The following is a 26,215-nucleotide window of genomic DNA, read 5'->3' as shown; positions in this document are numbered from 1 at the left end:
GAATGGATATGAAAGCTGAGCTTCACGTTATATCAAATGGTTGTATGTCATTTGAAGAGTTAGCGCATATAGCAACTGATATTGAAAGTGAAATAGATTATTTGCACATTCGTGAGCGAGAGAAAAGTACGAAAGAGTTATATGAAGGTGTGGAAAAGCTCTTATATAAGGGGTTTCCTTCTTCTAAACTTGTCATCAATGGTCGGATTGATATTGCAATTTTATTCAATATTAGACGAGTACAACTTGGATATCACAGCGTGGATGTAAAGTCTGTTAAAGAAAAATTTTCTTATTTACATGTTGGTTACTCCGTTCATTCATTTGAAGAAGCTGTATTTGCTTTTCAAAGTGGTGCAGATTCTCTTCTGTATGGGCATTTGTTTCAAACAAACTCTAAAAAAGGAGTTCCGCCAAGAGGATTAGCTGGAATTACCGAAATAGCAAAACGTTTAACAATCCCAATCACCGCTATTGGAGGGATTACTCCTAATCATACAGCAGAAGTACTCGGCACGGGGGCTACTGGTATTGCAATTATGTCCGGAATTTTAAACGCAGTAAAACCGAATGAGCAGGCAAAATTATATAAGGAAACGATACGAAAGTGGGCGAGAAATCATGAAAAAAATATATGATGTTGCCATCGTTGGCGGCGGTGTAATCGGAAGTTCAGTTGCACATTTCCTTGCTGAAAGAGGTTATAAAGTGGCCATCATTGAAAAACAAAAGATTGCTTCTGAAGCCTCTAAAGCAGCAGCCGGATTATTAGGTGTACAGGCGGAATGGGATGAATACGATCCGCTGTTTGAATTAGGCAGGAAAAGCCGTGCGATGTTTCCAAAACTTGCAAGTCTATTACGTGATAAAACCGGAATTGATATCGGGTATGAAGAAAAAGGGATTTACCGCATTGCTCAAAATGAAGAAGAGAGTGTACGGCTTCTTCATATTATGAAATGGCAACAGCAAACAGGAGAAGAGTCCCATTTTATCTCAGGAGAAGAACTACGGGAAAAAGAGCCCTATTTATCTTCTTCTATTATTGGAGCAGTCTACCATCCAAAAGATGGTCATGTGATTGCCCCGAAGCTGACGAAAGCATTCGCTCACTCTGCTGCAATATCTGGAGCCGATATATATGAAGAAACTGAAGTGTTTGATATTCAAATGAAGGATAATCGCGTAACAGGATTACTTACAACAGAAGGCACGATTTCATGTGAAAACGTAGTAATTGCTGGAGGTTCGTGGAGTACAAAACTATTAAAATATTTTCACCATGAATGGGAGACATATCCTGTTAAAGGTGAAGTCGTTGCAGTGCGCAGTCGTAAGCCGTTATTACAAGCACCTATTTTTCAAGAGCGATTTTATATCGCACCGAAGCGCGGCGGACGTTATGTCATCGGGGCAACAATGAAACCTCATACATATAGCAAAGCGGTACGTCCTGAAAGTATTACTTCTATATTAGAGCGTGCATATCGGATTTTGCCAGCGTTAAAAGAAGCAGAATGGGACGGAGCATGGGCAGGATTACGTCCGCAATCGAATCATAATATGCCGTATATCGGCAGGCATGAAGAGATTACTGGTTTATACGCTTGTACGGGCCATTATCGAAATGGAATTTTATTAAGTCCCGTTTCAGGAGAATATATGGCTGATTTGATAGAAGGAAAGCAAGAGAATCGTTTACTAGATTCGTTGCTTTCACAATCTATATAAATCAATCTAAAATCTCTTTCTTTTTTGAGGGGGGAGAGAGCATTTGACCATGCATAGAAGCGGTTAGGGTCTATTAAAACAAAGGGAGAAAGCAAGCGGCGGTCATGTTTTACTCTGCATAACCGCGATGTATATTTTTCGTAAGGAGATGAAAGCTTGAACTTAAAAATTAACGGAAGACAAGTTGACGTGCCAAGTGAGGTTAAAAGCGTAGCTGATTTGCTTGTTCATTTGGGATTAGAGACGAAAATTGTTGTTGTAGAACGTAATCAAGATATTTTACAAAAAGAGAATCATCAAGATACATCTGTTTTTGAGGGAGATCAAATTGAAATTGTAACATTCGTAGGAGGCGGTTGATTATGTTAAAGATTGGACCATTTGCTTTTCAGTCTAGATTGTTATTAGGAACAGGGAAATTTTCCGATTTTGATGTGCAAAAGAAAGCGATTGAAGTATCAGAAGCAGAAATTTTAACGTTTGCAGTGCGTCGGATGGATATTTTTGATGCAGAGCAGCCAAATTTACTAGAAAAAATTGATGTAACAAAGTATACCCTTCTTCCAAATACAGCAGGAGCAAAAACAGCAGAAGAAGCAGTGCGCATTGCGAAATTAGCGAAAGCATCAGGCTTATGCGACATGATTAAAGTAGAAGTAATCGGTGATGATAAAACGTTATTGCCAGATCCAGTTGAAACGTTAAAAGCGTCAGAAATGCTATTAAAAGAAGGGTTTATCGTTTTGCCGTATACGTCTGATGATGTTGTGTTAGCACGTAAATTACAAGAGTTAGGCGTCCATGCAATTATGCCTGGTGCCTCACCAATCGGCTCTGGTCTTGGGATTGTAAACCCATTGCATTTAAGCTTTATTATCCAGCAAGCGACTGTTCCCGTTATTGTTGATGCGGGCATTGGTAGTCCAGTTGACGCCGCATTTGCGATGGAATTAGGTGCAGATGGCGTGTTATTAAATACAGCTGTTTCGGGAGCAAAAGATCCTGTGAAAATGGCAGAGGCAATGAAGCTTAGTATTCAGGCAGGAAGATTAGGTTTTGAAGCAGGGCGTATTGCACGTAAGCGCTGCGCGACTGCAAGTAGCCCGCTAGAAGGAATGAGTATTCTTGAATAGCCGATATTCCCGTCAAGTGTTGTTCTCTCCAATTGGAGAAGAAGGACAGCACAAAATAAGAGAAAAACATGTCCTGATTATCGGCGTGGGAGCACTTGGTAGTGCAAATGCAGAGATGCTCGTTCGCGCTGGAGTTGGCAAAGTGACGATTGTTGACCGCGATTACATTGATTGGAGTAATTTGCAGCGGCAACAGTTATACTGCGAGAGTGATGTGCAAAATCATTTACCAAAAGTAGTGGCAGCTAAGCGGCGCTTGCAAGCCATTAATGGTGATGTAGTTGTAGAAGCTTACGTACAAGATGTAACAGCAGAAGAGCTAGAAGAACTTGTCACAGGTGTAGATCTCATCATCGATGCAACAGATAACTTTGAGACGCGTTTTATTGTAAATGATATATCGCAAAAGTATTCTGTTCCATGGATTTATGGAGCTTGTGTTGGGAGTTACGGTCTTTCTTATACAATTTTACCAGGAAAGACGCCGTGCCTATCTTGTTTATTGCAATCGATCCCGCTCGGGGGAGCGACATGTGATACGGCAGGAATTATTTCGCCTGCTGTATCCATTGTTGTATCACATCAAGTTGCGGAAGCATTAAAGATTTTAGTAGAAGATTATGAGGCACTTCGTGATGGACTTGTGTCATTTGATGTATGGAAAAATGAATATTCATGCATAAACGTACAAAAAATGCGAAATAAGCACTGCTTATCATGCGGGGAGGAAGCTATTTATCCGTATTTAAGTAAGGAGAATACTTCCAAGACAGCTGTTTTATGCGGAAGAAATACAGTACAAATTCGTCCGCCGCATAAAGAGCAGCTTCATTTGTCTATGTATCAAAATTTGTTGCAAAATCGTGTAACGGATTTAACGGCCAACCCTTATTTACTATCATTTTCTGTTGATAATAAACGGTTAGTGGCATTTCAAGACGGTCGTGTGCTTGTGCATGGGACAAAGGATATAGCGGAAGCAAAAACGATTTATCATCGTTACTTTGGTTAAAAAGGGTGAGGGAAATGAAAGTGAATAAAGCATTAACGATTGCTGGCTCTGATAGTGGCGGTGGTGCGGGGATTCAAGCAGATTTAAAAACGTTTCAAGAGCTCGGTGTGTACGGAATGACAGCCATTACAGCGATTACGGCCCAAAATACGCTTGGCGTACAAGGGGTATATCCTGTTCCTAGAGAAGGAATTGAAGAGCAGTTACATTCTATCGGTACGGATTTAACGCCTGATGCAGTAAAACTTGGAATGTTATTTAGTAGTGAAATTATTAAAGTCGTAGCTGAAAATATTAAATCATTTTCATGGAATAATATTGTGCTAGACCCTGTAATGATTGCCAAAGGCGGCGCATCGTTATTACAACAAGAAGCAGTTGCAGCATTACAAGAACATTTGCTGCCGCTTGCAACGGTAATTACGCCAAACGTTCCTGAAGCAGAAGTATTAACAGGAATGAAGATTCATACAATTGAAGATAGTAAAGAAGCTGCGAAGATGCTGCATGATTTAGGTGCGAAGTTTGTCGTGATGAAAGGCGGACATGCAGCGTATCAAGGGAATGAAGTAATTGACTTATTGTTTGATGGAAATGTATTTATGGAGTATAGAAGTAAACGGATTGCTTCTATCCAAACACACGGAAGTGGTTGTACGTTTGCGGCAGCTGTCACAGCAGGACTCGCGAAAGGTTATAAAATTGCTGACGCAGTTCGTGAAGCGAAGAACTTTATTAGTATAGCAATTGAAGATGAGCTGAACATTGGCAGCGGTCACGGACCAACGAATCATTTTGCGTATGGACATAGAAGTGTACGTGTATAAATATGTATTTTTTTTACGTTTACTTTTTCCAAAATTAGGAGTAATATATCAGCCAGAATCTATTTTTTAGAACGCTGAATCCAGAATTTGGAGCGGAGGAACCAATTTTGTGCATTGTCACTTGGGGTGAATCCTTTTTTGAAGGTAGGGCTACTCTCAAAGTCCGAATCCGACAGCTAACTCCGTAAGCGTGTTGAGAGAGGATGGTGCAAGTGAATACATCAATTCATCGGTCCGACTAGCATAAGAGAATTTTAATCTATACTTAAAAATTCTTTTATGTGGAGGAGGATGTAGTGCATGGATAAGGAAAAAGAGTACACGCTCATTTGTGTAGGAGAAGCTGCGAAAGTAAAGAGTTTGAAAGATTTAGTACCTCTTCAAGGTGAAATGGTCATTTTTACAGCGAGTGAGCATGTGGCAAGTGAAGTGAAAGCATGTGGATTTCAACAAACATATTGCTGTCCGGATGATCCGAGCATGATAGTGAACATATGCAAAGGAATTAAAAAAGCGATTTTATTAGGAGATGAATTATCCACAATTAGTTTCTTCGCCGAACGTATTCGATCTTCTTTTACTGCGCCTATTACAGTTGTCACGCGAAATAAACAATATCCAAAGCATCTCTATGAAACGATTGGAGTTCAATTAGTGGTGTTTACAACTTGTGATAATATTTCGTTTTTGACTTTAGAGTAGGGGCGGAGGAATCGGATATGAAAGAAGCGATGAAAGTATTACTTTGCCGTGATTTAGCAAAACGCTGGGCGTTATCGTTAGAACGGGTACATGAGTTAGCAGAACATGATCCATTCTTTCCAAAACCATATGTGATTCTTCCGCTAGAAGATATCCAGTTATATTTAGAACAAGACATTATCGAATATGAGAAGCAGCATGCAGAATTGGTGCGAGTGTATATTCGAGGTCGTAACTTGCGTTTTTTTTTATAATTTAGATTCATTGTTTTGAAGGTTATCTATCAATATGAATTGAAAAATTAGCATAAAAACATCTTTTTTAGGTGGGCGAGAGCCCCTGGCCGTGCATAGAAGCGGTCAGGGGCTTTTTTTCATAAAACAAAGGGAGGGAAAGCGGGATTGGGCCTATATGCCTGGAAATTAAATTTGATTCATAGAGACAATCTTCTTTTTTTATTTGCAAAATAACGTATACATAATGAAAAAGGAAGAAAATAAAAGAAAATGGATGATAAAGATGTATTTATCCTTGATGTAAGCGTTTAAAAGGGGTTATATTTTCATATTTTCGTTATTTTACCTCTTTACAAGTGAAAATTAGAGGAGTATATTTACATTCATAAATTGTTCATAAAATTTCCAAAAACAACCTGATATCGCTGAGTCCAGAAATGGAGCGGGGGAACCAATTTTGTGCATTGTCACTTGGGGTGAATCTTTCATGATGAAAGTAGGGCTACTCTTTAGGCCCGAATCCGACAGCTAACCTCGTAAGCGTTTGGAGAGGAGGTTTACTTTTGTGTTGTTCATTTTCGAACACTGAGTAGATCCTCAGTGTTCTTTTTTATGCTTTTAATGGTAAAATTTTACGTTTAGTGAGGGATGAAGAATGTTAGATATCGCTATGATCGGAATTTTAATTGTGTTAGTTGTATCAATGATCGGTCTTGCAAGATGGTCGGATAACGTTGTGAAAGAAGGGAAGAAGCAATGAGTATTGCGGTATCCATTATTGTTGGCTTACTTACTGTGTACTTAGTTTATGCGCTATTAAATCCAGAAAAGTTTTAATTAGGGGGAAAGGTTTATTATGATTTGGATTGCAGTTTTGATTACAATGTTATTATTTATTCTTGTTGCAAAGCCAACCGGAATTTATTTAGAGAAGGCGTTTCAAGGGAATAGCAAATTGGATAAAGTATTCGGGCCTTTTGAAAACATTATTTTTAAAATTTCCGGTGTGAAGCCTTATAACCAGAGCTGGAAGCAATATGCATTATCATTAGTTGCACTTAATGGATTTATGATTGTTGTTGTATATTTCATACTTCGCTTGCAAGGCGTATTGCCACTAAATCCGGCTCATGTTCAGGGAATGGAACCCACACTCGCTTTTAATACAGCGATTAGTTTTATGGCAGATACAAATCTACAGCATTACAGCGGTGAAAATGGTGTATCGTACTTATCACAATTAATCGGAATTACGTTTTTAATGTTTACAGCACCAGCGACAACATTAGCGATTGTAATGGCTTTTATAAGAGGTTTGGCAGGGAAAGAACTTGGGAATTTCTTCGTAGATTTTACACGTGCTTTAACAAGGGTTTTTCTTCCAATTGCATTTATAGGAGCGTTGATCTTCGTTGCTCTTGGTGTACCGCAAACGTTAGAAGGTGCAGTTACAGCTCATACAATTGAAGGCGTGAAACAAAGTATATTACGTGGTCCAGTTGCTTCTTTCGTTTCGATTAAGGAATTAGGGAACAACGGCGGAGGATTTTTCGGTGCAAACTCAACGCATCCATTTGAAAACCCAGGTCAAATTAGTAACATTTTACAGATGATGTTAATGATGCTGTTACCAACGGCTTTGCCATTCACGTACGGAAGAATGGTAGGAAATAAAAAACAAGGGCGCGTTCTTTTCGTTTCTTTATTCATCGTATTTTTAATGGGATTTACAACAATCGTGACGTCAGAGTTACATGGAAATCCAGTGTTAAATCAAATGGGGATGCAACATAGTCAAGGTAGTGTAGAAGGAAAAGAAGTTCGCTTTGGAACAGTCTTTTCGTCACTGTACGCAACAGTAACAACGGCAGCGGAAACCGGTGCTGTTGACACAATGCACGATACGTTAACACCAACTGGCGGTTTAGTACCACTTGTCAATATGATGTTAAATACAGTATACGGCGGGGTTGGTGCAGGATTTATCAATATTATTATGTACGCAATTATCGCGGTCTTTATATCGGGGTTAATGGTTGGACGTACACCAGAATTTTTAGGGAAGAAGATTGAAGGAAAGGAAATGAAATTAATTGCGGTAACAATACTATTTCATCCTTTACTTATTTTAGGGTTTTCAGCATTTGCTCTTTCCACTCATCTCGGAACAGATGCTATTTCAAACTCCGGTTTTCACGGTTTGACACAAGTTGTATATGAATATACTTCTTCGGCAGCGAATAATGGTTCCGGTTTTGAAGGTTTAGGAGACAATACAGCGTTTTGGAATATTACAACTGGTATTGTGATGTTTTTGGGACGTTATTTCAGCCTAATTACAATGCTCGCTGTAGCGGCTTCATTAAAAGAGAAAACGGTCGTACCAGAAACAATTGGAACATTCCGAACAGATAATGGTTTATTTGGCGGCATTTTCATTGGAACAATTGTAATTGTTGGGGCATTAACGTTCTTCCCAATGTTAGTGTTAGGACCAATTGCGGAATTTCTTACATTGAAGTAATGGAGGGTACATGATGAAACCTGTAGTGGTAAAAGATAAACAACCAAATCAATCGGTTGTATCACCAAAAACGGCAGTCGAAAATGAAGTGAGACAAACAAAAACAATGGATCGTGACATTATTACACATGCGATAAAAGAAGCTTTTGCAAAATTGAATCCACGAGTGATGGTAAAAAATCCGATCATGTTCGTGGTGGAAATTGGGTTTTTTCTAACATTAATTTTATCATTTTTACCTAATGGATCTAGTAGTATCCCAGGGTGGTTCAATATAACGGTTTCTCTTATTCTCTTATTCACTGTTTTGTTTGCTAATTTTGCAGAAGCATTAGCAGAAGGACGCGGGAAAGCGCAAGCTGATTCTTTAAAACAATCGAAAAAAGATGTATTTGCAAATGTAATAAAAGAAAATGGAAGTGTTGCTAGGGTTTCAGCAACTGAACTGAAAAAAGGTGATGTTGTTCTTGTCAAACAAGGTGAAATGATTCCTAGTGATGGAGAAGTCATCCGAGGTTTAGCGTCTGTTGATGAATCAGCTATTACAGGGGAATCCGCACCAGTTATGAAAGAAGCTGGCGGTGATTTTTGCTCCGTTACAGGCGGAACAATGGTGGTAAGTGATGAAATTACAATTCGAATTACAAGTAATCCTGGTGAATCTTTCTTAGATAAAATGATTTCGTTAGTAGAAGGGGCATCTCGTCAAAAAACACCAAATGAAATTGCTCTTAATACGGTATTGATGAGTTTAACACTTATTTTCTTAATCGTTGTTGTGACATTACCAATCTTTACGAACTATCTTGGTTTTCAAATTGATACATCTATACTCGTTGCACTTCTTGTTTGTTTAATTCCAACAACAATTGGTGGTTTGTTATCCGCAATTGGGATTGCAGGGATGGACCGTGTAACGAAGTTTAACGTGTTAGCAATGAGTGGTAAAGCAGTGGAAGCAGCTGGTGATATTAACACCATTATTTTAGATAAAACGGGTACAATTACATTTGGTAACCGTATGGCACACACGCTTTTACCAGTAGGAAATGAAACAATTGAACAAGTTGCAAAATGGGCAGCGCTTAGCTCTGTGTTAGATGAGACGCCAGAAGGACGTTCGGTTATTGAATACGTAAAATCAAAAGCATTTTCTTATAACAGTACACTTGCTGAGCAAGGTGAGTTTGTTCCATTTAAAGCTGAGACACGTATGAGCGGTGTGGACTTAACAGATGGTGTAAAAGTACGAAAAGGTGCGGTTGGCGCTGTCATTGAATGGGTACAATCGCAAGGCGGCACAGTTCCGAAAGACTTAAATCAAAAAGCGGATTTAATTGCAAAAGAAGGCGGTACACCGCTTGCAGTTGCAGCGAATGATCGTATTTACGGATTAATTTATTTAAAAGATACTGTAAAACCAGGTATGCGCGAACGATTTGAACAGCTTCGTCAAATGGGGATTAAAACAGTAATGTGTACAGGTGATAACCCGCTTACTGCTGCAACCATTGCGAAAGAAGCTGGTGTGGATGAATTTGTTGCAGAATGTAAACCAGAAGATAAAATTGCAGTTATTAAAGCAGAGCAAGACAAAGGAAAGCTTGTTGCGATGACAGGTGATGGTACAAATGATGCGCCAGCTTTAGCGCAAGCGGATGTTGGTCTAGCGATGAATAGTGGTACAGCAGCAGCAAAAGAAGCCGCAAATATGATTGACTTAGATTCAAACCCAACGAAGATTATTGAGGTTGTAGGGATTGGGAAGCAGCTATTAATGACACGCGGTGCGCTAACAACATTTAGTATCGCAAATGATATTGCGAAATACTTTGCAATTATCCCGGCGATGTTTACATTAGCAATTCCGCAAATGGCAGCTCTGAATGTGATGAATTTACATTCGCCGCTATCAGCGATTTTATCAGCGCTTATCTTTAATGCGATTATTATCCCGATGCTTATTCCGCTAGCGATGAGAGGGATTGCTTATAAACCGATGAGCTCTAATGCATTGTTAGGACGTAACCTATTTATTTACGGGCTTGGTGGAGTGATTGTTCCGTTTGTCGGTATTAAGCTGATTGACATGATGGTCGGATTGTTCATTTAAAGAAAAGGGGAAATGAAAATGTTTGAAAAACAAAAGATACTTTCACCTGTCATTCGTGTAACCTTTACATTTCTTGTTATATGCGGGCTCATCTATCCACTGCTAGTTACAGGAGTTGCACAAGCATTTATGAAAGATAATGCAGATGGAAGCCTTATCTATAATGACAAAAATGAAGTTATTGGTTCGAAATTAATTGGTCAAAATTTTACAGATCCACGTTATTTCCATGGACGTGTCTCTAGTATAGAATATAAAGCAGAAGCATCTGGCTCTAACAACTATGCACCGTCTAATCCAGACTTAGTAAAACGTGTAGAAGAGAGTGTGGAAAATTGGAAGAAGGAAAATGGGGCTGTTCCTGTTACAGAAGTTCCGATGGATTTAGTAACGAATTCAGGTTCAGGATTAGATCCAGACATTAGTCCACAAGCGGCTTATGTACAAGTAGATCGCATCTCTAAAATAACGAATATTCCGAAAGAAAAAATTAATAAGCTGATTGAATCACAAACAGAAGGGCAAGCACTTGGGTTATTCGGTGAAGATCGCGTCAACGTGTTGAAGTTAAATATAGAATTACAAAAAATGATGAAATCATAACAATACTACCTCAATCGCTTAGATTGAGGTAGTATTGTTTGGCTAGAAAGGGTGCATTTTGATGTATGCAGATGACTATAAGCCAACGTTTCAAAGGCGAACGCCAGAAGAATATTTAGAATACATTCGTCAACTAAACAGAGGGAAGTTAAAGCTTTATGTCGGAGCAGCTCCTGGAGTCGGAAAAAGTTACAAAATGCTTTTTGATGCAAGAGAGATGCGAAAAGAAGGCATTGATGTTGTAATTGGTCTCATCGAAACGCACGGTCGAACAGAAACAGAAGAAGCGATTGCGGAGTTAGAAGCTGTTCCGTTAAAAAAGGTTCAGTATAAAGGGAAAATATTTTCAGAACTGAATGTCGAAGCAATTATAAAACGGGCACCGCAAGTTGTAATTGTGGATGAGTTAGCCCATACGAATATCCCTGGATCTAAACATAAAAAACGCTATCAGGATGTGGAAGAATTACTGGATGCTGGCATTGATGTTCTGTCTGCATTTAATATTCAACACCTGGAAAGTGTTCACGATATTGTCGAGCAAATTACAGGGGTTAAAGTAAGAGAGCGCGTTCCTGACTTCATTTTACAAAAGGCCAATGAAATTCAACTTGTTGATGTCACGCCAGAAGTACTTCGAAAACGATTGATGGACGGAAAGATATATAGGCAAGAAAAGATTCAACGGAGCTTAAATCATTTTTTTACGCTAAATAATTTAGGAGCGCTCCGTGAATTATCACTTCGAGAAGTTGCGGATGATATGGACGAGAAAATAAGTCAATTTGCTGAGGAACCAATTGGAGTGAAAGAAAAAATTCTTGTTTGCGTACAGTACAGTTCGACGGCAGAAAAGCTCATTCGCCGGGGGTGGCGCATGGCAAACCGTTTAAATGCAGAGTTATATGTATTAAATGTAGAAAGAGAAAATATTGAATCTATGTCAGAAGGAAAAAAACAGGTTATTGAAGAATGGAAAGCTTTAACGCATCAATTTGATGCAACCTTCTTATTAGAAGAAGCGCAAGGTAATAAACCGGCCGATGCCATTATTAAGGTGGCAAAAGAGCGACAAGTCACACAAATTTTGCTTGGACAATCGGCAAGAACAAGATGGGAAGAAATTCGAAAAGGTTCCATTGTAAATGAAATTATGAGACAGACGAAAAACATTGATATTCATATTGTGGCGGATCAAAGAGGGTAGGGAAAGAGAATCTCTAAAAGTGGTTTTTAGAGATTCTTTTTTCATGATTATTATATATACAAGTTAAAAAAACTCTTTTTTAGGGGAGGACGAGAGCATATGGCCGTGCATAGAAGCGGTCAGGGCCTTTTCTGCCACATGCGATGTTTCAAACAAAGCGAGAAAACAAGTCGCGGTCATGTTGTATTCTGTATAGCAGTGACTTATACGTCTGGAGTGATTGAAAATATTATCTTTCTAAATTGCTTCTTTTCTTGTTTGAGAATGAATGAAATTCTTCATTGCATATAAGAGAAACAATAGAAAAACAACGAATCCCGAAAAGAAAATCCAAAAGTAATTTTGATCAAATAGTAGAAAACTGCCAAGGAGTGGACCTACTCCCATTCCGAAGTAGCGAATAAAGTTATAGATACCAATAGCAGTTGCCCGTTCATCCACAAATTCTTCTGTTAATAAAGTTGTATGAGTTGGTATTGATAATCCCGTGCTGAATCCGTATAGAGAAGTCACGATGATAAGGATAGGTATCGTAATATTATAGGTGATAGAAAATAATAAGATACATGCAATATGAAAGAAACTTGTAAAGAGTAAAGCATGTTTTGTCTGGATTTTCTTTTGTAACATTTTATAACAATAACTACCTAACATCATACATAATGACATGGGAACAAAGATGAGTCCAATTGTATCTGCATGCAGATGAAATAAAGCTTTTAACATGGGTGGTAAAAAGACAAGGAAGCAAAAATAAAGATAAAATTGTATAAAACCAATTATGACAATGGTAAAACCAATCTTATTTTGTAAAACCCGAAAGTAGTGTTTCGTTACTTGTTGTTTTATAGAAGAAACTGGTTTTGTTTCTGGAAGTAAAACAACGTTTATGAGTAATAAAATGATGCTAATCGCGGCTAAAAAGAGAAAGATAGAAACGTGACCATTTTTATTTCCTAAATAGCCTCCCATTAAAGGACCAATAGCAGGTGCCAGTGCTAAAAGTGTCTGGTAGATGCTCATTGCTTTGCCGCGCTCATTTCCTTCATATAAATCTCCAATGATGGTAGCTGAAACAACTGGGATGGCCGCTGTTCCAAAAGCTTGAATGGCTCTAAAAATAAGAAATATATAAATGTTTGGTGAAAAAACACAACCTATTGAGCCGATGAAACTCATCAATAGACCTGGGATAAGAATGGATTTTCTTCCTTTTGTATCAATAAGAGGACCGTATACAATTTGCATAATCGCAAGTACAAAAGTAAAAATGGAAACAGTAAGATTGACTACATAAAATGATGTGTGAAATGACCCCTGAATAATTGGCAAGATGGGGGTATACATATTTTGTGCTAGAGAACCTAATAAAGCACTTATACAAATGATATAGAAAATTGGTGTTCGGTTTGTTGTAGTTGTCATAAATATTCCTCCTTTTTGTTTCCTTGGAAACTAAAAATAATTTTAACATGATTTTCTTTTTTGTAAATAGATAATATTAATTTTGTTTTTAATGTGAAATGATATACAATATAATTGTTTCTGAGGAAACGTAAATTGTGTTTGGAGGGAAATAAAGTGAGCCGGACAGCGCAACAAAAACAAATACTAGTCGATATGCAAGCACTTATTCATAAGAAAGAAGAGTACATGAAAGAAGGACATGAACAGTTTTTAAGTGAAATTGGTATAAGTGATATCTCATTATCGGAATTACATGTAATTGCTTGTATAGGACAACAAGGTTTGATGAATGTAACAGCAATTACTGAAAGTATGGGGATGACAAAAGGGGCCATTTCTAAAATTTGTACAAAATTATTTAATAAGAACTTTGTTGAAAAGATGAAAATGTTGAACAACCAAAAAGAAATATTTTTCCGTTTAACAGACAAAGGGAAAGAAATATACAATGCTCATGAAACATTACATCATCAAGCTGAAGAAGAGTGGTTATTGTTTTTAGACAAATATACAAAAGAAGAGTTGGAGGTTATTCAACAATTCATAGCGGATGTAACGATGCATATAGGAGCGGAGGGGAGATAACAGAAAGCTACCGTTAGTAGGGAAGTAATATGGTTAAGAGGGAAGGTGTTTTTTATGTTCACAATGATAAAAAATAACGTATCGTTGATTGCAGGAATTAGCCTATTAATATTGGTTGTGACGAATTCTTTACTAAAAAATGATGTAGCGGTAATTTGTATAGATGTAATTTTAGTTTCAATTAATTTAATTTTGTATCTAGAGGTTTTAAAAAAGTGAATTAGATTTACCACAACATCGCCATCATGGATTAGTAAGAAATATTTCGTTTCAGTTAAGTCGTCTGAATATGGTTTCTCAACAGTTTTATATATAATAGAAAGAGATAGTTAACAACGTGAATCATTACAAAGTATATATAAAACGAGGAGAGAGATCTATGCTTGAAAATACAGGTTTAGTATTAGAAGGCGGCGGTATGCGCGGCGTATATACGGGTGGGATACTGGAGTACTTTATGGAACAAGATTTATATTTTCCATATGTAATTGGTGTTTCAGCCGGTGCTTGTCATGCAGCGTCGTATCTTTCCAGACAAAGAAATAGAAATAAAACAGTAAATATTGATTACGCAAAACATCCAAGATATTTATCTTATAAAAATCTATTGAAAAAGCGTCAACTATTTGATATGGATTTTATTTTCCGTGAAATTCCAGAAAAGCATGTACCGTTTGATTTTGACACATATTTTAATAGTCCAGAGCGCTTCCTTGTAGGGACGACAGATTGCGAAACTGGACAGCCTGTTTATTTTGAAAAAGAAGGAACAAATGAAGATGCGTTGAATGTATTACAAGCTTCTAGTTCCTTACCATTTATCGCACCGATTGTAAACTATCGTGGTAAGCAATTGTTAGATGGGGGAATTTCCGATCCAATTCCAGTTCGTAAAGCGCAGGAGGATGGATATAAGAAATCAGTCGTTATTTTAACGAGAAATCACGGGTACGCTAAGAAAAAATCAAAGTTTGGCTGGATTGCAGCGAAGGCGTATAAAAAATATCCAAACCTCGTGAATACGATGCTTACTCGTTATGAGATATATAATGAGACACTTCACTATATTGAAAAAGAAGAGTTAGCAGGTAATTTATTTGTTATTAGGCCAGAATTACCACTGCAAGTAGATCGTATGGAAAAAGATACAGAAAAACTACAAACCTTATATGAGCAAGGATATAAAGATGCCAAGAGACAATTTGCAGGTTTAAAGGTATTTTTGCAAAGTTAAAAACCTCTGTATAGAGGTCTTTTTATTTATAGTAAATATCAACATGGTATAATATGGATGAAGGTATATGAAGGAATGATACATATGGAAAATGTATATAAAGGACTTCGGCATACTAGGAATTTGGTAATGATCATTTTTGTCTAGGGATATTCATTTCTTCCTTTTTGATTCAAAAGTATAGTAAAGAATTGCGAATGAATGAGAAATATTAGAAAAAGCCTTGGTTCACAAGTTCCGCGAACCAAGGCTTTTTTATTAATGTGGTATGAATACTAACTGATAAGCGAACAAAATAGCAAATACATATATAAGCGGATGAACCGCACGGAATTGTCCTTTTGCCACTTTCATAAGCGGGTATGAAATGAAGCCAAGTGCAATACCTGTTGCAATGCTTGATGTAAGCGGCATGCTTAAAATCACTAAAAACGCTGGGAAAGCTTCATCAAATGCATCCCAATCAATGTGACGAACTGCGCCCATCATTAAGCTACCAACAATAATTAATGACGGCGCTGTAATAGCGGAAACGCCAGATACTGCACCAACAAGTGGTCCGAAGAATGCAGTTGCTGCAAATAATATTGCAACAGTTAATGTTGTTAAGCCTGTACGACCACCAGCCGCAACGCCAGCAGAAGATTCAATATAAGCAGTTGTTGGTGTTGTACCAAACATAGAACCAATCGTTGCTGAAATAGAATCTGAAAGAAGAGCGCGTCCGGCATTTGGAAGTTTTCCATCTTTCATAAGGCCGCCTTGCTGTGAAACGCCAAGAAGTGTACCTGTTGTATCGAATAATGTTACAAGGAAGAGCGAGAAAACAACGCCGTATAATCCGTAGTGAATAACATCAGACACTGCTGTAATTGGATTGGAAACAATTACGCCTTCTGGTAAACCAGGCAGAGAGGTAACTCCGTTTGAAAACGTTAATTGTCCAGTGAAGTAAGCGATAATTCCTGTTAAGAACATACCGATGAATAATGCACCGTTCACGTTTAAAGACATTAGTACTAACGTAATTGCAAGTCCAGCTAATGCAAGTAAAACAGACGGAGAGTGAAGATCTCCAAGTCCAACTAAATTGGAAGGATGTTTTGTTACAATCCCTGTTAAACGCAAGCCGATAAATGCGATAAATAAACCGATACCAGCTGTAATAGCATGTTTTAAGTTTTCAGGAATTGCTTCCATTAATTTTGTACGGAAAGAAGTTAATGATAGCAAAATTAAAATCATGCCTGCTACGAATACAGCAGAGAAAGCAATTGCGAATGTCATGCCTTCATGAGTTTTTACAACTGAGTAAGCAAAGTAAGCATTTAATCCCATACCTGGTGCGATTGCAATTGGTAAATTTGCGAAGAATGCCATGCATAATGTTCCGATAACAGCAGCGATGATTGTCGCTGTAAATGCTTGTTCAAATGGAACGCCTGCATCACCAAGGATGACTGGGTTTACGACAATAATATATGCCATTGTTAAGAAGGTAATAATACCAGCTGAAATTTCAGTTTTAATAGAAGTTTGATGTTTTGAAAGGTTAAACATAAAAACATCCTTTCTTTTTACGAATAATTGTCACAACAGTTATATATAATATTCGTTATTTTGTTTTTTTGCAAGAGATTTATAAAAAGAAATTCATATTTTTCGGTTTTTATGTCGAAAGTTCGAATGTTAAACGCATTTTCTATGTATATATTTCGTTTTTTGTAAGAATTAAGTATATTTTTTGATTTCGTACATCATAAGAAAGATATAGGATAAGGAGGTTTTACAGTATGACAGAGCAAGAACAACCAAGGAAAACACTACCCCCGCAACATCAAGAGAAACAGCCGGGAATTGAGAAAATCATGAATCCACGTCCGAAATGTATAGATGAGAAGTATGTAGGAAGCGGGAAGCTTAAAGGGAAATCTGCACTTATTACGGGAGGAGATAGTGGAATTGGAAGAGCAGTAGCGATTGCTTTTGCAAAAGAGGGTGCCAATATAGCCATTGCGTATTTAAATGAACATGAAGATGCAGAGGAAACGAAGCGCTGGGTTGAGCAGCAAGGTGTTCAATGCTTTTTATTTCCGGGTGATGTAAGTGAAGAGCAGCATTGCCAGCAAGTTGTAACGGAGGCTGCAACGCAATTGGGAGGTTTAAATATTGTTGTGAATAATGTTGCGCAGCAATATCCACAGCAAGGTTTAGAATTGATTACAGCAGAGCAGCTGGAAAAGACGTTTCGGATTAATATTTTCTCGTATTTTTATATCACAAAAGCTGCACTTGCTCATTTAAAACAAGGGGATGTTATTGTGAACACCGCTTCTATTACGGCGTATGAAGGAAATGAGCAGCTCATTGATTATTCAGCAACAAAAGGAGCGATTGTCTCTTTCACACGTTCATTAGCAAAATCTTTAGTTCCAAAAGGCATTCGGGTTAACGGCGTTGCTCCAGGCCCAATTTGGACACCGCTTATCCCGTCAAGTTTCGATAAGAAAAAAGTATCTGAATTTGGCGGCAATGTTCCAATGAAACGGCCGGGACAACCGTATGAATTAGCACCGGCGTATGTATATTTAGCTTCAAATGATTCTACTTATGTTTCTGGACAAATACTTCACGTTAACGGGGGCGTTATTGTTAACGGTTAGGTAGTTTTCATGTCAAGATGTGTCGAGGAATCTTTAAATTGTGTCGAAGCGCCGATATATCACAAAAAGCGCCGATAAATGTATCATTTCCGCCGATATTTTTGAGAGCTGACCTTTAAGGTCAGCTCTCATTCATAAGAATTGGATTTATAGTAAAAACTAAATGAACCATAGTATTTTAATGGTGAGATTTTGAGGGGAATGTGGAGGTGACATTGATGAAAAAGGCATGTTCACTTGCATTAGTATTTCTTTTCTTTTTTTTATGTGTACCAATTGCTTTTGCTGAGAAGGCGGATCATTTATTGCTTATAAATTTAACAACAAATCAATTATCTTTTTTTGAAAATGGAAACTATGTACGAACGTTTCCTATAACAACAGGAAAGAAACACACACCTACACCAGAAGGAACATTTTGCATTATTAATAAATATAAAAATAAAGAATATCATCGAAAAAAAATCCCGGGCGGTGCACCTAATAATCCACTTGGAACTAGGTGGCTGGGCTTAAATAAAAGTGAATATGCAATTCATGGGACAAATCGTGAATGGGCGATTGGCACACGTGAGTCGAACGGATGCATTCGGATGTATGATCGGGATATTCAATGGTTGTATGAGCGAGTTCCATTACAAACGAAGGTAATTATTACTCATTTTCATACATCTCCTGAATATGCGGCGCATCAATTTGGATACCGGGTTGTCAGCTGGAACGGACGTGTGTTAGAGGAAGAACAGATCGGGAAGATTACAATGATAGATCAAACGAAAATATATTGGCAAGAGCCGAACGGACAATTTACAGAAATTCGAACAGTATTACCGAATGAAGTATATCCTGTGTATTCGAAAGGAAAGAATGGATTCTATTATATAGGAAATAATTTATATATTATGGATGAAAAAGAAACGATGGTAAAGTATGAGCAAGTTCCTTACTCTGTATTAAGTAATATATATAAAAGAAAATACGAAGTGAAGTAAAGGATACCGTTTGGGCATGGTATCCTTTTTTCATCCCGCTATTCGTGGGCAATAAGCCCCCCACTGATGGAAGTTTCACTTTATATCGCATCTGAATCCTTCCTTGAATAGAATGTTGTAAAGGCAGGGGGAAGATGCGATGAAAAAAGAAGACAGTAAATTTGCATTTAAAATTTTTTTAATTACATTGTGCTTATTTGTTATATATTTGTTTATTTCATTTATCTTTTCTATGTACATTCCGTATATAGACTTATTGTTATTAGTGGGATTTGTATGGGCATTTGTTGAAGCGAGAGAGTGTGAAGATAGTATATATCGCTGGGTTACATTGGGCGGAACGGTTTTTATTCTTATTGTATATACTGCAATGATGCATGACGTTTGGAAGCAAGGGTTTGTTTGGATATAAGAGCGTACGATGATAAAGTGAAACTTTAATCAGTGGGGGTTTTCTTCATCCCCCACTGATTATCAGCCCTCATCAATCGGGCGCATGCCAGCAGTTTATCTCCCACCTAGCTTCTTAAGAAAAGCGGAAACGGCTCGTTCAGAATCGCAGGCCGCCCCCGCCCCCGCGGCCGAGGCGCTTTTGGCCTCGGCCGTGGGGGCGAAACGGCCGGAGATTCTAGCCGCTAGAGCTGGGAGTATTACTGCCCACGAATAGCGGGATAAAGGCAAAAAAGAAAGCCCATCTCATGTATTATGAGATGGGCAGCGGCTTAGTATTTTGGCTGAAATGTATGGCAACATGTTTCTACGCTTGTTGTTGCCGAATTTTCTATCGTTTGTCCAGAGAAAATTGTATCTGTATATGACTCGTCTTCTGAGTGTGTAGACTCTTGAGAGTCAGGTTGTACGAAGATGGCATTTGCTTGACAAAAGTTACCTTGTCCCCAAAATGAGCAGTTAGAGACAGAGCATCGTACTTCTGGCATAGAATCCCCTCCTTATACAAGTAGTGTGAGGCTTTTGGGCACACTTCATGTATACAGGAAGTTTCCTTTTCTTGTCACTTTTTATTTTCTGTAAACCACTTTTTAAATTTGTCTTTCGGTTGTTCTCCCGTAATACGGCTTACTTCTTTACCTTCTTTAAAGTGAACAATCGTTGGTGTACCTGTAATTTTAAATTCATCCCATACAGCATCTGGTTCATTTTCTAAATCGACGACTTTCATATCAATGTTCATATCTTTTGCCATTGGAACGATAATTGGTGATACTTTGTGGCAGTGTGAACAGCTTGTTTGGTAGAAGTATATCGTTTGATCTTTCTTTTCTTGTATGTTTTTTCGAATATCATCTAGAGAAATTTTATTTGTGTAGTAATCTGTTGTTGTGGTGGTTTCTTCTTTTGGCTCCATGTTTGATACAGCAAAAATAGCGATTAATAAAGCGATGACAATACCGCCAAAAAGAAACATTTTTTTCATTATTTCATCTCCTTATTTGTTTTTAATAAGAGAAAACTACAAAGTGAAATGATGACAAAAGCAATTAGTGCTAAAAATGGAATTGTGACGAAGCCGAACCAATTAATATATTGTCCTGTACAAGGAATTCGCCCGCATATTGTACCAGCTTCTGAGAAAGCAGGAACCTTTTGAATGGCATAATGGTATAGCGATATACAAGCGCCGATGCTTGCGATTGGCAAAGAATATGTAGCAATGCGGTAATCTTTGCGCGCCACTGCAATTCCAAGTAGTAACACAAATGGATACATAAAAATACGTTGGTACCAACACAATGTACAAGGTTCAAATTTCATAATTTCGGAAAAATATAAGCTTCCGAGTGTAGCGACAAATGAAGTTCCCCAAGCGGTAAATAACAGAGCTTCTTGTTTTTTTTCGCGGTCCATTTTTTATACCTCTCTTATAATAGTTACATACAAAATTATAGTATGAGGAGGAGGGGAAAAGAAAGCAAAACATTCAATATAATAAAAGTTTTTTGCGCTGAAAACTCGGAAATAAAAAAACAAGGTGATGTCCACCTTGTTTTTCATTGGATTTTAATGGTTCACAGCTTTCGTTGAATTCATAAAAAAGTCGTGAATTGCTTCTTTATTTGTTTGGGGATGAAGTTCTAATACGGCCCCGGCATGTTCATATGTTTTTGGTTCATATCCATTTGCCACTGGAATTCGCATCGTTTTCACTTTTTCAATAGGGTGAACGAGAACGTTACTGCCAAGTGAGAATAGCATTTGAGTATCCATACTAGTTTGAATATAAGGGAGAAGGTCTTGTACCATCATAGGTAATTGGAAGACTCCGTCTACGGATTGTACTTTTTCGGTAAAGGCTTTTTGCAATGCTTGTAGTACTTCTTGCTGACGCTGTACACGTCCAAAGTCGCTTTCAGCATCATGACGGAAGCGTGCATATTTTAACAATTCTTTTCCGTGTAATTGCTGAGAGCCAGGTTGTACATGTAATCCCATATCATCGATAATTGTCTGCGTTACATTTACAGTAATTCCTTCTGGTGCGATAGTATCTACAATTTTTTCAAATGCAGCAAAATCAACTGTCACGTAATGAGATACATCGATTCCAAAGTTATGTTGGATCGTTTTGCGTAATAATTCAGGACCGCCATAATAGTAGGCGGCATTAATTTTATTATACTTTTTATCGTATGTAGGAATCTCTACGTAGCTATCGCGCATAATAGAAGCAAGTTTGACTGTTTTTTCTTGTTTATTATATTGTGCGATCATAATTGTATCAGCTCTAGCTTGTGCTTCTCCGCGTGAATCACTACCAATTAGGAGTACGTTAAGTAATCCTTGTTCGTTTTTCACTCCTTGAAACTTAGGATTTGTTTGTTTAGGTGATTTTTGACAGCCAATTACCAATAGTACAATAAGTAAAAGTAAGTAAATGTGTTTTTTCATACCATCACGTCCGTCTGATTATTGTTCATAATATGCATTATAAACAATGGTTTGGCAAAATATACAAAAACGCTACCCCGGTGCATAGGGATAGCGTTTTATCGTAGTAGGAGTTGGGTTTGTTACATATGGACTTGCTCTACATATGTCTTCTGCGTAGCATGATCAATATATTGAAACAAAAGTTGAAGTTGTTTGTCAATTTCTGATAAATCTTTGCCGTATTGATATGCGTGTAGGAAGTGTTCAATTCGTTTTGAAAACAACTGATCTTCTGTTTGTACCATAAGTACAAGCAGCTTCTCCCAATTACAACAATATGTGTAATAAAGAGCCTTATCGTAGTCGGTGTATGTGTGCATTGTGTGCCTCCTTTAATGAGGAGTTATATATAGTGTGTGACAGAAAGGGGGAAATACACTTGAAAGAATTTGTTAACAGAGCGAGGGAGTTTGTGGGGCTTTACATGAAAAAACGAGGGAGATAATCCCTCGTTTTTATTTCGATGAAATGGAGAATATGTTAATACATCATGAAAAATTCAGCTTTTTGGCATCGGAGTAGGCGTCGGTTTTGCATAGCCTTCTTTATATTTATTATCAATGTATTTTCGAATTTCAAGCGGTGATTTTCCTTTTTCTTGTAACCTTGCCGATTCTAATGCGATTTCAAGGCAATTTACACAAGTTGTTGCATGGGAATCCCAAACAACTTGGCCATCTTTTTTGATTTCACGAATGAAACAGTTTTTATTGCTTTTATGTCCTACGCTCTCACCGCATCCACAGTAGCATGGAATCCATCGAAGCAATTCGGCGTGTTGTCCTGCCACAGCGTAAATCTTTTTAATTTGCGCATCTTGTTCCGATAAGAAAGAAGGAAGTGTGTCGATTCCTTTTGTTGTTTCGGCAATATCTCTTTGCTCTTCTGTATGATGTTGATGTGATGAGCTCGTTTCTTTTACTGGTTGTTTTTGTTCAGCATTGTTACAGCCGATCATTGTAAATGCAAGAATTCCCGTCATACAACATAATAAAAACGACTTTTTCATTGGGATTCCTCCTTTAGTTTCCTCCAAAAATGGACAGGTATATAAACATATATTAAGCGCAGCTTAATTTTAGAAGTAAAAAAGAAGGAGCGAATATACACTCCTTCCTTATCTTGCTTTTTTCATTTTTAATTCTGCTTTTAATTTCTTCATTTCTGCTTGTATATCCTCTTTTTTCACATTTAATTTTTCAGCAATTTCTTTTACATTCATACCATCTTTCTTCATTTTTAAAACGTCATTTAAAGGTGTGTTACTCTTTTGTGAAATCATGTTGAGCGCTGCAAGTTGGAACAAAGATACTTCATAGTCACGCATCGTTTGTTTCACTTGATCTGGCGTTGATTTTTGCATGTCTGCTACTTTTTGAAACAACTTTGCTTTTGCTTCTTTACTCATATGATGTTTATGCAGTTTCTTCTTATCAACGCCAAAGTGCTTAGCAGTCTCTTTCCAATTCTGGTTTTGCTTATAGTAGTCTAATACAGTGTTAATATCTTTTCCGCTTAACTTAGCAATGCGCACTGCTTTCCTAATTTCACGCTTTTGATATCCTTTTTCTGTTAATGATTTGTATTGTTCTTCAGAAATGAATTTATGGTGCTTTGTTTCTCCTTGTGAGTTATTTGTAGAAGCGTATGCAGTTAGCGATGTTGCTCCGCATAATAATGATACCGCTAACATTCCTGTTACTAGCTTTTTCTTCATGTTTGATCACTCCTATATGTATTTTGTTATAGCTTATCCAAAAAGTATGACAAAACTATGAACAAATTATGTTTTAAATAGGTACAAATTGAAAAAGCGACGTCAAAAATCCTTTCTATCTAGGGAAGACGAGAGCATTAGCGGTCAGGATCCTTTCCTGCCACGTGAAAGGATTAAAACAAAGAGAGAAAGCAAGTAGCGTTCCTGTTTTGTTCGGCATAGCAGGGACTAATATGTTGAAAAATTAAAATGGGTATATATAGAAGTAGAGAGTTGTTTCTATATGATAAGAGTTTTAAAATGAAGAAAAAGATTTCGAGGAATGGAGAAGATGCTGCGATGCATGTATTAATTGTAGAGGATAATGAGAGTGTGTGTTCCATGCTTGAAATGTTTTTTATGAAAGAAAACTTTCAAGCAACATTTGTCGCAGACGGTTTAGAAGCATATGCATTGTTTCAAAAGAAAGAATGGGATTTGCTTATTATAGATTGGATGATTCCAGGGATGGACGGTATAAAGCTATGTCAAAAAATAAGAGAAAGCAGTGACGTTCCGATCATTATGTTAACCGCAAAAGATAGTGAAGCGGATCAAGTGCTAGGATTAGAAATTGGGGCAGATGACTATGTTACGAAGCCATTTAGCCCACTTACATTAATCGCAAGGATGAAGGCAGTTGTCCGCCGTTTAGCAAAAAAACAGGTGAAAAATGAAACGAATCATTTTCGTATTAATGAAGAAACGAGAGAAGTATTTTTAGACGGTGAGAAAGTGAATAATTTAACGCCAAAAGAATTCGAACTACTCGTTTTTTTTACGAAGCACCCGCGCCAAGTATTTCGAAGAGAGCAGCTTTTAGAACGCATTTGGGGCTATCAATTTTACGGAGATGAACGAACGGTGGATGTACATATTAAGCGGCTTCGTAAAAAAATTAGGATTGACTCACATATATGGATTCAAACTGTGTGGGGCGTTGGTTATAAATTTGATGAAGCGGTAACTGGCTGTGAAAAGGATTAAATATTTTTATCAGCTGTTGTTTAGTTACATTTTTGTTTTTCTTATTGCCTTTATTTTATTAAGTGTGATGTTTTTAAGTTTAGCTGAAAATCTTGCTTATGAGACAAAAGTAGAAGAGCTTACTTCTTATGGAAATAAAATTATTGATGAGCTTGAGAAAAAGGAAATGGATGTTCATGTTGTGAAACTAAAACATTTTTCTAGTCTATTACGTGCACGTGACACGAAGTTTTTCATCTTTAATGAAAAGGGAGAAATTACGCAATCACCAGTTCATGTAAAGAAAAATCCATTGTTAAGCGAGGAAGAATGGAAGAAAATTCAACATGGTGAAACATTGAAAATAAAACGAGATGTAAATAGATTTGAACAACCTGTATCCATTGTTGCGCTTCCATATATGAGAAATGGTGAACTGCAAGGCGGTGTGATGTTAACAGCTCCCATCCGCAACACACTTGAAATCATTACGGAATTAAATCGTTATTTATTTATTGCGGCAGGCGTTACATTCCTAATTGTACTTGTGGTTAGTATTTTTTTCTCACGCTCTTTAGTCAAACGGGTGCAGCGTCTTCGCGGGGCAACTGAAATGATCGCAAAAGGCCAGTATGATGTACATATTCCTATTGGACAATATGATGAAATTGGTTTGCTCGGAAACGATTTTAACAATATGGCGCAGCAGCTTTATAAAGCACAGACAGAAATTGAGCGTTTAGAAAAGCGAAAACGTCAATTTATTGCGGATGTTTCCCATGAATTAAAAACACCACTTACGACAATAAATGGTTTAGTAGAAGGGATGAAGAATGACCTCATTCCAGAGGAGAAAAAGCAGCGCTGTTATGAAATGATGGAACAAGAAACGAAGCGATTAATTCGCCTCGTTCATGAAACGTTAGACTATGAAAAAATTCTTTCAAATGAAATTACACTTCAAAAAGAAGAAATTGACGTAAAAGAAGTCTTTGAAGTCATTCGTGAACAGTTAGAACTGCAAGCAAAGGAAAAGAGAAATAAGATTGAAATCGATGTCCCTGATTGTTTACGTATTTACGCTGACTATGACCGATTGCTGCAGGTTTTACTAAACATCACAAAAAATAGTCTGCAATTTACAGAGAACGGAACGATTATGCTTCTTGGAAAAGAAGATGAACAAACGAAAATCATTGAAATTACAGATACGGGTATAGGAATGAAGCAAGAAGAAGTAGCTGCCGTGTGGGCGCGTTTTTATAAAGCGGATGCTTCTAGAACAAATAGCTATGGCGAATTTGGATTAGGATTATCAATTGTAAAGGAACTTGTGAAACTACACGATGGAACAATTGAGGTAACGAGTGAACAAGGTAAAGGAACAACGTTTATCATGCGTTTTCCGAGATCATGAAAATCGTCTTAACATAAAGTAAGACGATTTTTTGTTGTGTTATATAAAAAGAAAATGGTTTTTCTGTATTAAATATTGATTTATATAAGGAAACTAGA

30 protein-coding genes and 2 riboswitches are annotated in these 26,215 nt (G+C 37.4%); of the genes, 21 read left to right on the top strand and 9 right to left on the bottom strand.

Annotation, left to right across the window (positions count from 1 at the left end; translation table 11 throughout):
• Positions 1-8 precede the first annotated feature (8 nt).
• The 14 genes from tenI to kdpDN all read left to right on the top strand — a co-directional run bounded on the left by tenI (position 9) and on the right by kdpDN (position 12,088).
• Positions 9-638: a thiazole tautomerase TenI gene (gene tenI / locus MR076_RS17910; RefSeq protein WP_242222777.1), complete on the top strand. Its 630-nt coding sequence runs from the start codon at positions 9-11 to the stop codon at positions 636-638.
• Positions 622-1,731, top strand: a complete 1,110-nt coding sequence (thiO, locus tag MR076_RS17905; protein ID WP_242222776.1) for a glycine oxidase ThiO — start codon at positions 622-624, stop codon at positions 1,729-1,731. Before tenI ends, thiO begins: the two co-directional genes overlap by 17 nt.
• Before the next feature lie 156 nt (positions 1,732-1,887).
• Entirely contained in the window at positions 1,888-2,091 is a 204-nt protein-coding gene (gene thiS, locus MR076_RS17900) for a sulfur carrier protein ThiS (protein WP_242222774.1), read from the top strand.
• 2 nt (positions 2,092-2,093) lie between these two features.
• Positions 2,094-2,864: a thiazole synthase gene (locus tag MR076_RS17895; protein ID WP_242222772.1), complete on the top strand. Its 771-nt coding sequence runs from the start codon at positions 2,094-2,096 to the stop codon at positions 2,862-2,864.
• Complete coding sequence (locus MR076_RS17890) at positions 2,857-3,876, top strand: thiazole biosynthesis adenylyltransferase ThiF (RefSeq protein WP_242222770.1); 1,020 nt, start codon at positions 2,857-2,859, stop codon at positions 3,874-3,876. Before MR076_RS17895 ends, MR076_RS17890 begins: the two co-directional genes overlap by 8 nt.
• A 14-nt stretch (positions 3,877-3,890) precedes the next feature.
• Entirely contained in the window at positions 3,891-4,703 is an 813-nt protein-coding gene (gene thiD, locus MR076_RS17885) for a bifunctional hydroxymethylpyrimidine kinase/phosphomethylpyrimidine kinase (protein WP_242222768.1), read from the top strand.
• Between the two features lie 62 nt (positions 4,704-4,765).
• Positions 4,766-4,910: riboswitch (cyclic di-AMP (ydaO/yuaA leader) on the top strand.
• 93 nt (positions 4,911-5,003) lie between these two features.
• Positions 5,004-5,405 (top strand): hypothetical protein, encoded by a 402-nt coding sequence (locus MR076_RS17880; protein WP_242222766.1) that lies wholly within the window; start codon positions 5,004-5,006, stop codon positions 5,403-5,405.
• Positions 5,406-5,422: 17 nt separating this feature from the next.
• Positions 5,423-5,659: a hypothetical protein gene (locus MR076_RS17875; RefSeq protein ID WP_242222764.1), complete on the top strand. Its 237-nt coding sequence runs from the start codon at positions 5,423-5,425 to the stop codon at positions 5,657-5,659.
• Between the two features lie 395 nt (positions 5,660-6,054).
• A riboswitch (cyclic di-AMP (ydaO/yuaA leader) is annotated at positions 6,055-6,198 on the top strand.
• A gap of 98 nt (positions 6,199-6,296) precedes the next feature.
• A complete protein-coding gene (locus tag MR076_RS17870) occupies positions 6,297-6,401 on the top strand; it encodes a hypothetical protein (RefSeq protein ID WP_242222762.1) in 105 nt (34 codons plus the stop codon).
• Positions 6,398-6,478 carry a K(+)-transporting ATPase subunit F gene (gene kdpF / locus MR076_RS17865; protein ID WP_020062503.1) on the top strand — a complete coding sequence of 27 codons (81 nt, stop codon included), beginning with the start codon at positions 6,398-6,400 and terminating at the stop codon, positions 6,476-6,478. The genes MR076_RS17870 and kdpF overlap by 4 nt, the downstream gene beginning before the upstream one ends.
• Positions 6,479-6,497: 19 nt before the next feature.
• Entirely contained in the window at positions 6,498-8,165 is a 1,668-nt protein-coding gene (kdpA, locus tag MR076_RS17860) for a potassium-transporting ATPase subunit KdpA (RefSeq protein ID WP_242222760.1), read from the top strand.
• 13 nt (positions 8,166-8,178) lie between these two features.
• On the top strand, positions 8,179-10,278 hold the full coding sequence (kdpB, locus tag MR076_RS17855) for a potassium-transporting ATPase subunit KdpB (RefSeq protein WP_242222757.1): 2,100 nt from the start codon (positions 8,179-8,181) through the stop codon (positions 10,276-10,278).
• Positions 10,279-10,296: 18 nt separating this feature from the next.
• Entirely contained in the window at positions 10,297-10,881 is a 585-nt protein-coding gene (gene kdpC, locus MR076_RS17850) for a K(+)-transporting ATPase subunit C (RefSeq protein WP_242222755.1), read from the top strand.
• Between the two features lie 61 nt (positions 10,882-10,942).
• Positions 10,943-12,088: a KdpD-like non-kinase potassium sensor gene (gene kdpDN, locus MR076_RS17845; RefSeq protein WP_242222752.1), complete on the top strand. Its 1,146-nt coding sequence runs from the start codon at positions 10,943-10,945 to the stop codon at positions 12,086-12,088.
• Between the two features lie 237 nt (positions 12,089-12,325).
• On the opposite strand, the gene MR076_RS17840 is transcribed toward kdpDN, so the two are convergent.
• Positions 12,326-13,513, bottom strand: a complete 1,188-nt coding sequence (locus MR076_RS17840) for an MFS transporter (RefSeq protein ID WP_242222750.1) — start codon at positions 13,511-13,513, stop codon at positions 12,326-12,328.
• Positions 13,514-13,708: 195 nt separating this feature from the next.
• On the opposite strand from MR076_RS17840, the gene MR076_RS17835 reads away from it, so the two are divergent.
• Entirely contained in the window at positions 13,709-14,140 is a 432-nt protein-coding gene (locus MR076_RS17835; RefSeq protein ID WP_242222797.1) for a MarR family transcriptional regulator, read from the top strand.
• A 379-nt stretch (positions 14,141-14,519) separates the two neighbouring features.
• Positions 14,520-15,374 (top strand): patatin-like phospholipase family protein, encoded by an 855-nt coding sequence (locus tag MR076_RS17830; RefSeq protein WP_242222747.1) that lies wholly within the window; start codon positions 14,520-14,522, stop codon positions 15,372-15,374.
• 258 nt (positions 15,375-15,632) lie between these two features.
• On the opposite strand, the gene MR076_RS17825 is transcribed toward MR076_RS17830, so the two are convergent.
• Positions 15,633-16,934: an NCS2 family permease gene (locus MR076_RS17825; RefSeq protein WP_242222745.1), complete on the bottom strand. Its 1,302-nt coding sequence runs from the start codon at positions 16,932-16,934 to the stop codon at positions 15,633-15,635.
• Between the two features lie 233 nt (positions 16,935-17,167).
• On the opposite strand from MR076_RS17825, the gene MR076_RS17820 reads away from it, so the two are divergent.
• The 3 genes from MR076_RS17820 to MR076_RS17810 all read left to right on the top strand — a co-directional run bounded on the left by MR076_RS17820 (position 17,168) and on the right by MR076_RS17810 (position 19,441).
• Positions 17,168-18,037: an SDR family oxidoreductase gene (locus MR076_RS17820; RefSeq protein WP_242222743.1), complete on the top strand. Its 870-nt coding sequence runs from the start codon at positions 17,168-17,170 to the stop codon at positions 18,035-18,037.
• Between the two features lie 218 nt (positions 18,038-18,255).
• Positions 18,256-19,029, top strand: coding sequence for a L,D-transpeptidase (locus tag MR076_RS17815; RefSeq protein WP_242222741.1), 774 nt, complete (start codon positions 18,256-18,258; stop codon positions 19,027-19,029).
• A gap of 139 nt (positions 19,030-19,168) precedes the next feature.
• The gene (locus MR076_RS17810) at positions 19,169-19,441 is read left to right on the top strand and encodes a hypothetical protein (RefSeq protein ID WP_242222739.1); all 273 of its coding nucleotides are present in this window, start codon (positions 19,169-19,171) and stop codon (positions 19,439-19,441) included.
• Positions 19,442-19,751: 310 nt separating this feature from the next.
• Here MR076_RS17810 and MR076_RS17805 read toward each other — a convergent pair whose 3' ends face one another.
• The 7 genes from MR076_RS17805 to MR076_RS17775 form a co-directional block, all read right to left on the bottom strand.
• Positions 19,752-19,967, bottom strand: a complete 216-nt coding sequence (locus MR076_RS17805) for a DUF1540 domain-containing protein (protein WP_242222737.1) — start codon at positions 19,965-19,967, stop codon at positions 19,752-19,754.
• A 74-nt stretch (positions 19,968-20,041) separates the two neighbouring features.
• Positions 20,042-20,464 (bottom strand): thioredoxin family protein, encoded by a 423-nt coding sequence (locus MR076_RS17800; protein ID WP_242222735.1) that lies wholly within the window; start codon positions 20,462-20,464, stop codon positions 20,042-20,044.
• Entirely contained in the window at positions 20,464-20,895 is a 432-nt protein-coding gene (locus MR076_RS17795) for a disulfide formation protein C (RefSeq protein ID WP_242222733.1), read from the bottom strand. Before MR076_RS17795 ends, MR076_RS17800 begins: the two co-directional genes overlap by 1 nt.
• Positions 20,896-21,048: 153 nt before the next feature.
• Complete coding sequence (locus tag MR076_RS17790; protein ID WP_242222732.1) at positions 21,049-21,936, bottom strand: LCP family protein; 888 nt, start codon at positions 21,934-21,936, stop codon at positions 21,049-21,051.
• Between the two features lie 122 nt (positions 21,937-22,058).
• Positions 22,059-22,298, bottom strand: a complete 240-nt coding sequence (locus MR076_RS17785) for a YhdB family protein (RefSeq protein ID WP_242222730.1) — start codon at positions 22,296-22,298, stop codon at positions 22,059-22,061.
• A gap of 179 nt (positions 22,299-22,477) precedes the next feature.
• Positions 22,478-22,987, bottom strand: a complete 510-nt coding sequence (locus MR076_RS17780; protein ID WP_242222728.1) for a PCYCGC domain-containing protein — start codon at positions 22,985-22,987, stop codon at positions 22,478-22,480.
• A gap of 108 nt (positions 22,988-23,095) precedes the next feature.
• Positions 23,096-23,695: a hypothetical protein gene (locus tag MR076_RS17775; RefSeq protein WP_242222726.1), complete on the bottom strand. Its 600-nt coding sequence runs from the start codon at positions 23,693-23,695 to the stop codon at positions 23,096-23,098.
• Positions 23,696-24,034: 339 nt separating this feature from the next.
• Here MR076_RS17775 and MR076_RS17770 point away from each other — a divergent pair, with 339 nt between their 5' ends.
• Entirely contained in the window at positions 24,035-24,721 is a 687-nt protein-coding gene (locus MR076_RS17770) for a response regulator transcription factor (RefSeq protein WP_242222795.1), read from the top strand.
• Positions 24,708-26,117, top strand: a complete 1,410-nt coding sequence (locus MR076_RS17765; RefSeq protein ID WP_242222724.1) for a sensor histidine kinase — start codon at positions 24,708-24,710, stop codon at positions 26,115-26,117. The genes MR076_RS17770 and MR076_RS17765 overlap by 14 nt, the downstream gene beginning before the upstream one ends.
• Positions 26,118-26,215: the final 98 nt, after the last annotated feature.

The organism is Bacillus cereus group sp. BfR-BA-01380, from assembly GCF_022663535.1.
Lineage (GTDB): Bacteria > Bacillota > Bacilli > Bacillales > Bacillaceae_G > Bacillus_A > Bacillus_A cereus_BB.
This window is presented reverse-complemented; position numbering and strand designations above follow the sequence as displayed.